The sequence below is a fragment of the Myceligenerans salitolerans genome (assembly GCF_017349295.1).
Lineage (GTDB): Bacteria > Actinomycetota > Actinomycetes > Actinomycetales > Cellulomonadaceae > Myceligenerans > Myceligenerans salitolerans.
Map to the genome: position 1 here is coordinate 151,533 of NZ_JAFMPK010000049.1, position 12,366 is coordinate 163,898.

The following is a 12,366-nucleotide window of genomic DNA, read 5'->3' on the forward strand; positions in this document are numbered from 1 at the left end:
ACCGCATTGACATCGGACCGACCACTCGACAACCAGCCGACCGCTGACGACGAGAGAGGTGCCTTGTCCTGCGCGTCCGGCTCAGCCCATGATGCGGGCGCCAGGGGCCGGGCCCGTGGCCGTCCAGACCGTGCTCGCGGCGCCGGCCGCCGTCCATGCCGCGGCGATCGCCAGGGCGTGACGGCGGGAGCGGGCCAGGGCGGCGATCGTCGGGCCGGAGCCCGAGACGAGAGTGCCGAGCGTTCCGGCCTCCTCCGCGACCTCCATCACCCGGGCCAGCTCCGGCCGCAGGTCCACAGCGGCCGCCTGCAGGTCGTTGTGCAGCGCCTCGCCCAGCGCGGTCGGGTCGCCCGCACGGAGGGCCGCCATGAGCGCGGCGTCTTCCCCGGGGTCCGGACTGCGGCCGGCGTGGACGGCCTCCGCGGCGCCGCCGGACACGCGCGTTTCACCGCCTGTCCGCGGTGGGGCACCGGCGTTCCGGGTTTCGCCGTCCGAGCGGGACGTGGCAGCGCCGCCGGGCGCACCGACCTCGCCCGACAGCTCGTCGAAGCGGGCGAAGACCGACGGCGTCGACAGGCCCTCGGCCTGGACGGCGAACGCCCAGTGGAACTCGCCACGGGTCAGGACCGGGGTGAGGACGTCCCCACGGCCGGTCCCGACCGCCGTGTGCCCGAGGAGCGCGAACGGGACGTCGGCACCGAGCCCCGCACCGAGCATCGTGAGCTCCTGCCGGGAGAGCCCCGCGTCCCACAGCGCGTCGCAGGCGACCAGCGCGGCGGCCGCGTCCGCGGACCCGCCCGCCATGCCGCCCGCGACGGGCACCCCCTTGTGGACATGGAGCGCGACATCGGCGTCCATCCCGGTGTGGTCCGCCACGGCACGGGCCGCGCGCCATGCGAGGTTGGTCTCGTCGAGGGGTACGAGGTCGGCCTGCGGGCCGCTCACCGTCAGGGAGATGCCCGCGCCAGGGGCCACGTGCGTCGCGGTGACCTCCTCGAAGAGGGACACCGCCTGGAAGACCGTCGACAGCGGGTGGTACCCGTCGTCACGGACCGCCCCCGACCGCAGGACGAGGTTCACCTTGCCGGGGGTCCGCACCGTCACCGAGGGCTCGGGGGCCGCGTGCAGATGGCCGCTCACGGGAGATGCTCCGCGATCCTGGCGAACTCCTCCACGGTGAGCGTCTCACCACGCGCGCCGGGGTCCACGCCGGCGGCGCGCAGGGCCTCCTCGGCCGTCGCGCCCGAGCCGGCGAGGCCGCTGAGGGCAGCGCGCAGGGTCTTGCGGCGCTGCGCGAAGGCGGCGTCGACCACGCGGAACACCGCCTCACGGCCCGCAGTGGTCGACGGCGGGTCCCGGCGCTCCAGCGCGACGAGAGCCGAGTCGACGTTCGGCACCGGCCAGAAGACGTTCCGGCTGATCGCCAGGGAACGCCGGGCGTCCGCGTACCAGGCGGCCTTGACCGAGGGGATCCCGTAGACCTTCGATCCCGGCCTCGCGGCGATCCGGTCGGCGACCTCGGCCTGCACCATGACGAGCACGCGTTCCAGGGAGCCGAGGTGCTCCAGGAAGTTCAGCAGGATCGGGACCGCCACGTTGTAGGGCAGGTTGGCGACGAGCGCCGTCGGCGGACGTCCGGGCAGCACGGTGACGTCCATCGCGTCGGCGTGGACCACCGTGAGGTCCGCGTCCGGGAAGTGCGCCTCGGCGGTGAGCGGGATCTGCCGGGCCAGCACCGGATCGATCTCCACGGCCACCACGGACGCCCCGGCCTCGAGCAGGCCGAGGGTGAGGGAGCCGAGCCCGGGACCGATCTCCACGACCCGCTCCCCGGGGCGCAGGTTCGCGGCCCGCACGATCTTGCGTACGGTGCCCCCGTCGTGCACGAAGTTCTGCCCGAGCGTCTTGGTCGGGCGAACACCAAGGCGCCCTGCCAGGTCGCGGATCTCCGCGGGCCCCAGCAGGGCGCCTTGACGTGTCTTCACGTGGACGAGCCTAACGGCACTCCCGGTCAGTACCAGCCGACCGACTGGGAGTGGCCCCACGCACCGCACGGCGTGCCGTAGCGGCCGGCGATGTAGCCGAGGCCCCACTCGATCTGGGTGGCCGGGTTGGTCGCCCAGTCCGAGCCAGCCGTCGCCATCTTCGTCCCCGGGAGGGACTGCGGGATGCCGTAGGCACCCGACGACGGGTTCTGCGCGGTGTGGCTCCAGTTGGACTCCTTGGTCCACAACGCCTCGAGGCAGGTCCACTGCGAGCCGGTCCAGCCCCGCGCGGCGGCCATGCGCTGGCCGATCTCACGGTTCGAGCCGGCCGGGACCGCTGCGGTCGTCGAGGCCGGCGCGCTCGCCGACGAGGACGACGACGAAGACGACGACGTGTCGGCGCTGGTCGCGGGCTCGGGGTCCGGCTCGGGCGCCGGACGCTCCTTGGTGCCCTCGACGACGACCTCGGTGACCGGCTTGGTGGTCACCTTGTTCGAGATCAGCTCACGGTCCAGCACGACACCGTCGACGGTGGTCACGCGGTACCTCTTGGTGCGTTCACCGTCCTTGCCGGCGGTCCGCACCGCGGGGTCCAGGTCCTCGTAGCGCGAGGAGTCCGTGACCGTCTTCGAGCGGTGCTCGATGGTGATGGTCCTGGTGACCTTCTTCGTCGCGACGCGCTCCACCTGGAGGGCGACGTCGACGTCGGACTTCTTCACCGCCTTGGCGACCTCGGCCTCCTTGACGGCCTTGCCGCCGTTCTCGGTCAGGTCCTCGACGGAGACCACGCTGACGCGGTCGTCCTTGTCGAGCTCGATGTCCAGGCGGTCCAGGATCGCACCGACGCCGTCCCCGCCGCTGTCGACCACGCGGGTCGACCCGTCGGCGACGACGGCGACAGGGCCGTCGTCGTTCAGGCGCAGCGGGAAGTCGGCACGCTCTCCACTACGGGAGGCCACGAGCCGGACGTCCGTGCCACGTGAGGCGAGGATGTCCAGCGCCTCGTTCGAGTCGGTGACGTTGAGCCACACGTCGGATTCCTTGCCGTCGGTGGCGACCGTCACCTGACGGCCGTAACGAACGACGACGTCGGAGCCGTCACGCAGCGTGGTGTCGAGATGGGGTGCCACCTCGTCCTGGTCGTCGAGCCGAACGCCCTGAGCGGCGAGAAGCCCCTCGACGTCACCGGCGAACGTGCTGACGGAGGTGGTGGTGCCGTCGACGTCGAGCGTGACGGTCTTGTGCGCCTTGGCGAACGCGACAGTGCCGGACGCGACGATCGCGGCCGCCGCGACGCCGGCCACGACGGGCCAACGGCGGGAGAAACGGTGGGTTCTGGCAGTGCTGGGAATGGTCGAGCCGGAGCTCGATGCAGAAACGGTGTTCACTCGCGTCCAGTCTTCGGACTTCCCGGGCACGGGCGGCGAGAACGGGCAACCGCGTCCGCAGGCACCCTCCTCGACGACCGCCGTGTCACGGCCGCACGCGGCCTGGCGGGCCACCCGCGCGAGCGCGGGTGATCGTCGGGGTCTCGACCGGCCGATCCGGCGGTCTGGCACCGTCCACACTCCTGTGGGAGCACACCGGGACGACACCGTCCTGCCGCTGGGCGAATCGGACACTTACACCAATCCGAACCGCCACCGCAAGCGAGGACACTAGACCGTAACCGATCCGTTATTGATCTCGCGAATCCCTGGCCTGTGTTTCCCGTCACGGAGGAAAAATGTGCGTGAGCTGTGCGTGGCCCTGCGCGACAGGTACGTGCGGTACGGGTCGGGGGAGCCATTCCGGCGTCGCAGCGGTTGCGGCAGCCAGGATCGGAGCTACTCTTCCTCCGCAGCGTTCGGCAGCGTTCGGCACGGCGGCGTGGAGACCGTGGAGACCTCGACGCCACGGGCGCCGCCCGCGAGCGACGGGGCGCGTGGAAGCACCGCGAGCGACGGACCTCGCGGAGACGCCGCGAGCAAGGAGCCGCGCGGAAGCGCCGCGAGCGACGGCCCGCGTGGACGGGTTCCGGCCCTGGGGCCGGACGTGCCGCCTCAGTACCAGCCGACGGACTCCGAGTGGGCCCACGCGCCGCACGGGTTGCCGTACCGGCCGGCGATGTACTCCAGCCCCCACGAGATCTGCGTCGCGGGGTTGGTCAGCCAGTCGGAACCGTGCGTGGCCATCTTCTCGCCGGGCAGCGCCTGGGGGATGCCGTAGGCGCTCGACGACGGGTTGTCCGCGTTCCAGCGCCAGCCGGACTCGCGGTTCCAGAGCAGGTCCAGGCAGGTCCACTGCTCGCCGGTCCAGCCCCGCGCCGCCGCCATGGACTTGCCCAGCGCGCGGGCGGCGTTCGGGTCGGCCTGGGCGTCGGAGATCCGCATCGTGCCGACCGCCACCACCTGGGTGACGGGTTCGCTGATGACCTCACGCTTCAGCACGGTCTTCTCGACGACGGCGCCGCCGAGCTCCGTGATCGCGTACTTGACCCGCGCCTCGCCCGCCACGCCGGCCGTCTGCACGATCTCCTCGCCCTCGAGGAGTTCGGGGTCCTCGATGGTCTTCGTCTCGAACGGGATGGTCTCGGTGACGGTCGTCCGCGAGGACGCGTCCCGGTTGATCATGACGACCATGCCGTCCACGGCCGCGGCGCCCAGCGGGACGGACGACACGTCCTTGTCCTTCAGCACGATGCCGGCCTCCGCGAGCAGCCCGCCGACGGTGGGCTGTGTGGACTTGACCGGCAGGGTCTTCCCGTCCACCGAGACGTGGACCGTCTTCATGGTGGAGACACGGATGGGCTCACGACCGAGCGGCTCCGAGCGGGAGGCCGACGCGACGGCGCCCCTGCCTCGCTCACCGATCAGCGCGAGAAGCTCGCCCACCGTACCGGCGGTGGTCTCCATCTGCGTGACCTCGCCGTCGATCTCGAGTTCCACGGTCCGCATGGTGCGCACCACGATGACGGAGCCGTCCTTGGCGTCCGCGTCCACCGCCGGCGTGACGACGTCGGCCCGGCCCGGCGTGATGTGCTGCGACTTGAGGATCTCCGCGACCGAGGTCCCGTAGGCGTCCACGGTCCGCACGTCACCGTTGTAGTCGATGGTGACGGTCTTGGCCTGTGCGGCGTAGGTACCGGTGACCGCCACGAGGCTGCCGAGGACTGCCGTCTGCACACCGATCCGGACCGGCGCCTTCGCCAGCCACTCTGGGGGCTTGATGCTGAGGGGCTCCGCGGGCGCCGTGTGCGCGCCCTTGGAGCGGCGGCGAGGGCTGTCGGGGCGGCGCGGCGTGTCGGTCGACCAGGGACCGCCGGCGTTCCCGGCAGGTCGTCTGGGGGCCGCGGCCGGGTCCGCGAAGCGCGCTGCGCCCAGCTCCCGTCGCGATCTCACGGTCGTATGGTCTGCCACGAGCACAAGACGGTAACGGAACGCGGGCCGTCTGGAAAGCCCGCTGGGAGGGACATGTCCCCCTGTCACCATTTGCCGTAGACGACCTCCGAGTTGGCACTGATCTCCGAACACAGTTTTTCCAGGTCAGCACCGAGAAATTCGGCCATGGAGCGGACCGTGTGCGCGGTCGCGAACGGGGCGTTCGGCTGACCTCGGAACGGGTGCGGAGTGAGGTAGGGAGCGTCGGTCTCGACAAGGACGAGCTCGCGCGGCGTCTCGGCGAGCGCCTCCCGCAGCGCGTCGTTCGGCCTGAAGGTGACCGGCCCGGCGAAGGAGAGGTACCAGCCGTGCTCGGCGCAGGTCCGAGCCATCTCGGCGTCGCCGGAGAAGCAGTGGAACACGGTGCGCTCCGGAGCGCCGTCGGCGAGCAGGACGTCGATGACCTGCGCGTGGGCGTCGCGGTCATGGATCTGCAGCGCGAGACCGAGTTCCTTGGCCAGGGCGATGTGGGCACGGAAGGACTCGCGTTGCGCCACCTCGCCCCGGGGGCCGGTCCGGAACAGGTCCATGCCGGTCTCACCGATGGCGCGGATCCGCTCATGGGCCCGGGCGAGATCCGCGATCTCGGCGATGGCGTCGTCCAGGGACACGGCATGCCGCTCCTCAGGCTCCGGTTCGAGACCGTCGGGTCCCACCTCGTCGACCCGGGCGTGCAGGGTCGCCTCGTTGGGGTGGATCGCCACGGCTCCGAGCACCCCGTTCTGGTCGGGCACCCCGTTCTGCTCGACCACGCCGTCTTGAGGAGCCGGTCGGTTCCCTCCCCGCAGGACGGCGTGGTCGGCCGTGCCTTCGCCCGTGGTGGAGGACCGAGCCGGTGCGGTGGACACGAGTGCGGCCGTCCAGCGGGCCGATTCCAGGTCGCACCCGACCTGGACCACGCGGTTCACGCCGGCGGCCGACGCACGGGACAGATGCTCGGCCACGGCCGGCACGGGCACGCCGTCGGGCAGCACGGCTCCGATGTGGTCCAGATGGGTGTGGTTGTCGACGACGGGGACGGGCAGGGGCTCGGGATCCGCGGGAAAGCCGCGATCGCGCTTGCGGGCCATGGTTCTCCTCGCTCTACGGTGGTCGCCGGCCGCAGGGTGCGTGGGCGAGCGCCGTCGTCGGGCACGCACGACAGCGCTCCCCCCACGGTCCCGCAGGACCGATGGCACCACGGTCTGCACGGGGGTGTCGCGGGGCGNNNNGCCGCCCCGCGACGTCAGGAGGTCATGCGGCGCCGGCGCCACCGAAGCGCTCGACGTACGCCGCCACGTCGTCGTCGGTCAGCTTGGCGAACAGGACCGGCGGGACCGTCACGGCCACACCCGCCGGCACCGCGTCCAGGGCGCGCGCCTCGTCCGGGCCCACCCAGGTGGCGTCGTCGTCCACGGCGAAGACGCCACGCAGGGTCGCGGCGGTGGTCGGGACGAACGGCTCGGAGACCACCGCGTAGAGCCTGATCAGGTTCATCGCCGTGCGCAGCGAGAGCGCCGCGGCGTCCGGATCGGTCTTGACCTGCTTCCAGGGCTCCTTCTCGACCAGGTACGCGTTGCCGGCCGACCACAGCGCGCGCAGCGCGGTCGCCGCCTTGCGGTACTCGAGCGCTTCCATGTGCTCCTCGAGGTCGGCGAGGAGCCCGGCCACCTCGGCGCCGAGCTTCTGCTCCGCCTCACCCGGTGTACCGCCCGCCGGCACGGTGTCGCCGAACTTCTTGACCGAGAACGTCAGCACGCGGTTCACGAAGTTGCCGAGCGTGTCGGCCAGGTCCTTGTTCACCGTGGACGCGAAGTGCTCCCAGGTGAACGAGGAGTCGTCGGACTCGGGCGCGTTGGCGACCAGGAAGTACCGCCAGTAGTCGCTCGGCAGGATCTCGAGGGCCGCATCGGTGAAGATGCCCCGCTGCTGCGAGGTGGAGAACTTCCCGCCGTAGTAGGTGAGCCAGGAGAAGCCCTTGACGAAATCCGTCATGGTCCACGGCTCCCGCACGCCGAGCTGCGTCGCGGGGAACATCACCGTGTGGAACGGCACGTTGTCCTTGGCCATGAACTGCGTGTAGCGGACGTCGTCGGCCTCGTACCACCACGACTTCCAGTCGCGGGTCTCGCCCTCCGGGGCGGCGTCGGACCACTCCTTGGTGGCGCCGATGTACTCGATCGGGGCGTCGAACCAGACGTAGAAGACCTTTCCCTCCGTCGCGAGCTCGGGCCAGGTGTCGGCCGGGACGGGGACGCCCCAGTCCAGGTCGCGCGTGATGGCGCGGTCCTGCAAGCCCTCGGCGAGCCACTTGCGGGCGATCGACGTCGACAGCAGCGGCCATTCCTTGCCGTGCTCGTCGAGCCAGGCCTCCACCTCGCCCTGAAGCTTCGACTGCAGGAGGAAGAGGTGCGTGGTCTCGCGGATCTCGAGGTCGGTGGAGCCGCTGATCGCCGAGCGGGGTTCGATCAGGTCGGTGGGGTCCAGCACACGCGTGCAGTTCTCGCACTGGTCGCCGCGGGCCTTGTCGTAACCGCAGTGCGGGCAGGTGCCCTCGACGTAGCGGTCCGGCAGGAAGCGCCCGTCCTCCGGCGAGTAGACCTGGCGGATGGCCCGCTCCTCGATGAAGCCGTTCTCGTGCAGCTTCCGGGCGAAGTGCTGCGTGATCTCCGCGTTCTGCGCGGACGAGCTGCGGCCGAAGTAGTCGAACCGCAGGCTGAAGCCCTCGTAGATCGCCTTCTGCGTCTCGTGCGCCTGCGCGCAGAACTCCGCGACCGGAACGCCCGCCTTGGCCGCGGCCAGCTCGGCGGGCGTGCCGTGCTCGTCGGTGGCGCAGATGTACAGGACGTCGTGGCCGCGCTGGCGCAGGTACCGGGCGTACACGTCCGCGGGGAGCATCGAGCCGACCATGTTCCCCAGATGCTTGACGCCGTTGATGTACGGAAGCGCACTGGTCACAAGGTGGCGAGCCATCGCTGGAAGCTCCATTTCGTTCAGGCGGGACGGCCGGAACCGGCCTCGCCCAATCCTATGGCCTGCACCGCCTGGCACCCGCCCGGTTTCCACAGCCGTGATCCCGCCCGGTGCTCGAGGTCGCCGGCCCGGACCGCGGCCTCCGCCGCCCTCCCGGTCAGATCCAGCTCGGGAGCCACATCAGGCTGTGCCAGTAGTCGTACGGCACGGGCATGGCCGTCCAGATCGGGTAGAAGAGCACGCTCACGCCCACGATCACCACGGCTACCGCGCCGGTGACCCAGCCGACGGCCCGGCGCGCGGGAGGATCGTCCTCGGTGAGGTCGAGCAGCGCGGCCACGACGTGCACGATCGCCAGGACGAGGAACGGCGCGAACACGATCGTGTAGAACGTGAAGATCGTGCGGGAGACCCCGCCGAGGAACTCGGCCACCGGCCACGAGTACAGGAACCACGGCAGCCAGCCCGCCGCGACCGCGGCCAGCGGACCGGACGCCCGCCAGTCCCGCAGCATGACGCCCAGGACCAGCGACACGAGGAGCGCGACCGCACCGAGCCACCAGATGATCGGATTGCCGAGAGACGTCACGGCGGTCGCGCAGTCGTGCGTGACCCCTGCCGGGCACGGCCCCTCACCCGGCGAGAAGCGCTCCCAGAAGAACGAGGTGGGCCGTGACTGCACGATCCAGCCCAGCGGGTGCGCCGCGTAGTTGTGCTCGGAGTCGAGATTGGTGTGGAAGTCCCACATCTGGTGGTGGTACTGCCACAGCGAACGGCCCGACTGCCACACTCCGTCGGCCCATCCCGGCCACCACCCCGGGGCGTCGTGCCCGTTGGCCGCGGCCCAGTCCCGCATGTACGACATACGGTTCGCGAACCAGCCCGTCCAGGTCGCCACGTACACCACGACGAGGGTGGGCACCATGATCGCGACGGTGGGCACGACGTCGGACAGGACTCCGTCCTCCCACCACCGCCGGATGCCCAGGGCACGCCGTGCCCCCAGGTCCCAGAAGATGGTGAGCAGCCCGAACGCCACCACGAACCACAGCGCGGACCACTTCACGCCGCACGCGAGACCGAGCGAGACCACGGCCGCGAGCCGCCACCACCGGAACCCGGTCCGGGGCCCGTACAGGCCGATCCCGCTGCCCGCGTCCACGAGATGCGCCACACGCTCGGCGAGCCGCCGTCGTCCCCACTCCCGGTCCATCACCAGGCAGCCGAACGCGACGAGCACCCAGAACATGAGGAACTGGTCCAGCAGGCCGGTACGCGAGTGCACGATCGCCTCGCCGTCGACGGCGAACAGGAGGCCCGCCAGCACGCCGAGTGCCGACGAGGCGAACAGCCGCCGCGCGATCCGCACGAGCAGCAGCACCGCGAGGATGCCGATCACCGCGCTCGCGACCCGCCACTGCCACGGCTCCGTGGCACCGCCGGCCAGCCGCATCCCGAGGGCGATCATCCACTTGCCGACGGGGGGATGGACGACGTACTCGGCCTCGCCGGTCAGGTAGGAGCTGACGTCGCCCGACTCGAACGCGGGATTCGGGTTCTCGGGCCACGCCGCCTCGTAGCCGAGGCTCGCGAGGGACCACCCTTCCTTGACGTAGTAGGTCTCGTCGAAGACCAGCTCGGCCGGACGGCCCAGCTCCCAGAGCCGGGCGAAGGCGGCCACGAGCACCACGGCCACGGTTCCGGCCCAGCCCCACAGGCGGTCCTGGAACGTGACGCCCAGGCGCATGCGCCGCGCGCCGAGCAACTGTGTCAGGAGACGCTCGCGGGTGGGCCGGTCGTCACCGGCCGGCACCGGGGCGAGGGCGACTTCGGTCGTCACCTCGGGCGCGGCGTCGTTGGGCGGCTCGGTGGGAACAGCCTGGGGGTCTCTGTTCGCGTCGTGCTGGGGCACCGGGCCAGCATAGGGCGTGGGATCGTGGGAACCGTGACAACTTCGACAGGCTCACCGGGGACGACGCCCGACGACGGCGCCCTCGTCCTCGCCGCCACACCCATCGGCAACGCCGAGGACGCCTCGGGACACCTCCTGCGTCTGCTGGCCGAGGCGGACGTGGTCGCCGCCGAGGACACCCGCCGGCTGCACGCCCTCGCCACCCGCGTCGGGGTGCCGGTCGGCGGCCGGGTGGTGAGCTACCACGAGCACAACGAGACGGCGCGCGCCGACGAGCTGCTCGACACCGTCGCGTCCGGCGGGACCGTCGCCGTGGTCACCGACGCCGGCATGCCTTCCGTCAGCGACCCCGGGTACCGCGTGGTCACGCGCGCGATCGAACGCGGACTGCGCGTCACCGCCGCGCCGGGCCCCTCCGCCGTGCTCACCGCGCTCGCCCTCTCGGGTCTGCCCACCGACCGCTTCACCTTCGAGGGGTTCCCACCGCGCAAGCCCGGCGAACGGGCGCGAAGCCTCGCCGCGCTCGCGGCCGAACCGCGCACCATGGTCTTCTTCGAGGCCCCGCACCGGATCGCCGACACGCTCGCCGCGATGGCGCAGGCGTTCGGCGACGACCGCCCGGGCGCCGTGTGCCGTGAACTGACCAAGACGTACGAGGAGGTGCTGCGCGGCGGGCTGGGCGACCTGGCCGGCCGCGCGTCGGCCGAGCGGTTGCGCGGCGAGATCTGTGTGGTGGTCGCGGGTGCCCCGGCCGCGGCCCCGGCGAGCGTGGACGACGTCGTCGGTGAGGTGCTCGACCGGGTGGCGGGCGGTGAACGGCTCAAGACCGCGGTCGCGGAGCTGGCGGAGGCCACCGGGGTACCCAAGCGCGACCTGTACGCGGCGGCGCTCCAGGCCCGCCGACCGGACACGGCCGGAGACCGCGGGTCGTCCCGGAAGACGCCGTGACCAGGTAAGTCACGCTGCTTTCCGCTTGACCGGCCCTCGCCCCTCGTCATGTAGGGGTGAAGTTTTATCACAACCATACGTATGCATTCAGCGAACATCGCCCTAGCGTCGAGTCATGGACGGTCACCCCGGATACTCCCTGGCAGCGGCGGGCTTCTCGTACAGGTCCCCCTACGCCCGGCCGGGCTCGCTGGACGAGCTCGCCGGTCCGGCGTCGGGCACCGTGAAGGCCGGCTCCCACATCACCGGCACCAGGTTCATGTCCTTCGACATCGAGGACGAGTCCCAGCTCTGGGACCTGTACTCCGTCACGGTCCGCGACGGCACGGTCCGCGACCAGCGGGACCTGCTCAACAAGGAGGTCCTGATCCGCATGTGGCCCGTGCTCAACCTGCCCCAGGAGTGCCGCCAGGAGTGGGAGTCCCACTTCGCCGAGCTGCGCGTCCGCGCCCGGTGGTCGTTCCTGTGACCCGAAGGGCTACCGCGCGTCACCCCGCCGGTGGCAGGCTAGGTACATGGACGACATTCGGCCTCAGACCAGCCGCTTCGTGACGAGCCGGCCCCGTCGGGCGCTCCTGGTGGTGGACGTGCAACCCACGTTCTGCGAGGGCGGCGAGCTCGGCGTGGAAGGCGGTCACGCCGTCGCGGAACGCGTGGCCGCATACGCCAAGGAGCACCGGGACCGGTACGACGCCATCCTCACCACGCAGGACTGGCACATCGACCCGGGCGAGCACTTCAGCGACGACCCGGACTTCGTGAACTCGTGGCCCCCGCACGGTGTCGCGGACACGCCCGGCGCGATGCTCCACCCCGCACTGGCCGAGATCGACGCGGACGCCCACGTGAAGAAGGGCCAGTACGACCACGGCTACTCCGGCTTCGACGGCGCCGACGAGAGCGGCCGCTCGCTCGAGACCATCCTCACCGACGCCGGGATCGGCGCGGTCGACGTCGTCGGCCTCGCCGAGTCGCACTGCGTGAAGCACACGGCGCTCGACGCCCGCCAGCGCGGCCTGGCGACGCGCGTGATCACCGACCTGACCGCGCCCGTGTCCCCCGGACAGGGCGAACAGGCACGCGCCGAGATGCGCGCCGTGGGCGTGGAGCTCTTGTCCACCGCCGATTTGTAAAGACTGCTTTCAGTATT

The 12,366-nt window shown here is 71.4% G+C and carries 10 protein-coding genes; 3 read left to right on the forward strand and 7 right to left on the reverse strand.

Annotated elements, in window-relative coordinates; all coding sequences use genetic code 11:
* Positions 1 to 81: 81 nt before the first annotated feature.
* The 7 genes from J0911_RS19845 to J0911_RS19875 form a co-directional block, all read right to left on the reverse strand.
* Entirely contained in the window at positions 82 to 1,140 is a 1,059-nt protein-coding gene (locus J0911_RS19845; RefSeq protein ID WP_207277240.1) for a 4-(cytidine 5'-diphospho)-2-C-methyl-D-erythritol kinase, read from the reverse strand.
* Positions 1,137 to 1,985, reverse strand: a complete 849-nt coding sequence (rsmA, locus tag J0911_RS19850) for a 16S rRNA (adenine(1518)-N(6)/adenine(1519)-N(6))-dimethyltransferase RsmA (RefSeq protein ID WP_207277241.1) — start codon at positions 1,983 to 1,985, stop codon at positions 1,137 to 1,139. The genes J0911_RS19845 and rsmA overlap by 4 nt, the downstream gene beginning before the upstream one ends.
* 26 nt (positions 1,986 to 2,011) lie before the next feature.
* Complete coding sequence (locus tag J0911_RS20665; RefSeq protein ID WP_307865189.1) at positions 2,012 to 3,373, reverse strand: resuscitation-promoting factor; 1,362 nt, start codon at positions 3,371 to 3,373, stop codon at positions 2,012 to 2,014.
* A 654-nt stretch (positions 3,374 to 4,027) separates the two neighbouring features.
* On the reverse strand, positions 4,028 to 5,365 hold the full coding sequence (locus J0911_RS19860; protein ID WP_307865190.1) for a resuscitation-promoting factor: 1,338 nt from the start codon (positions 5,363 to 5,365) through the stop codon (positions 4,028 to 4,030).
* An 83-nt stretch (positions 5,366 to 5,448) separates the two neighbouring features.
* Complete coding sequence (locus J0911_RS19865; RefSeq protein ID WP_207277244.1) at positions 5,449 to 6,474, reverse strand: TatD family hydrolase; 1,026 nt, start codon at positions 6,472 to 6,474, stop codon at positions 5,449 to 5,451.
* Positions 6,475 to 6,637: 163 nt separating this feature from the next.
* Positions 6,638 to 8,356, reverse strand: coding sequence for a methionine--tRNA ligase (gene metG / locus J0911_RS19870; protein ID WP_207277245.1), 1,719 nt, complete (start codon positions 8,354 to 8,356; stop codon positions 6,638 to 6,640).
* A 157-nt stretch (positions 8,357 to 8,513) separates the two neighbouring features.
* Positions 8,514 to 10,268: a dolichyl-phosphate-mannose--protein mannosyltransferase gene (locus tag J0911_RS19875; RefSeq protein ID WP_307865191.1), complete on the reverse strand. Its 1,755-nt coding sequence runs from the start codon at positions 10,266 to 10,268 to the stop codon at positions 8,514 to 8,516.
* Between the two features lie 33 nt (positions 10,269 to 10,301).
* On the opposite strand from J0911_RS19875, the gene rsmI reads away from it, so the two are divergent.
* The 3 genes from rsmI (at position 10,302) to J0911_RS19890 (ending at position 12,349) form a co-directional block, all read left to right on the forward strand.
* Positions 10,302 to 11,216: a 16S rRNA (cytidine(1402)-2'-O)-methyltransferase gene (rsmI, locus tag J0911_RS19880; protein ID WP_372434912.1), complete on the forward strand. Its 915-nt coding sequence runs from the start codon at positions 10,302 to 10,304 to the stop codon at positions 11,214 to 11,216.
* 115 nt (positions 11,217 to 11,331) lie between these two features.
* Positions 11,332 to 11,685: a hypothetical protein gene (locus J0911_RS19885; protein WP_207277247.1), complete on the forward strand. Its 354-nt coding sequence runs from the start codon at positions 11,332 to 11,334 to the stop codon at positions 11,683 to 11,685.
* Between the two features lie 46 nt (positions 11,686 to 11,731).
* Positions 11,732 to 12,349, forward strand: coding sequence for an isochorismatase family protein (locus tag J0911_RS19890; protein ID WP_207277248.1), 618 nt, complete (start codon positions 11,732 to 11,734; stop codon positions 12,347 to 12,349).
* Positions 12,350 to 12,366: the final 17 nt, after the last annotated feature.

Bases quoted from the DNA above. Each gene is read 5' to 3' on its own strand.
- J0911_RS19865 (WP_207277244.1), bottom strand. From the start codon at position 6,474: ATGGCCCGCAAGCGCGATCGCGGCTTTCCCGCGGATCCCGAGCCCCTG.
- J0911_RS19885 (WP_207277247.1), top strand. From the start codon at position 11,332: ATGGACGGTCACCCCGGATACTCCCTGGCAGCGGCGGGCTTCTCGTAC.
- metG (WP_207277245.1), bottom strand. From the start codon at position 8,356: ATGGCTCGCCACCTTGTGACCAGTGCGCTTCCGTACATCAACGGCGTC.
- J0911_RS19890 (WP_207277248.1), top strand. From the start codon at position 11,732: ATGGACGACATTCGGCCTCAGACCAGCCGCTTCGTGACGAGCCGGCCC.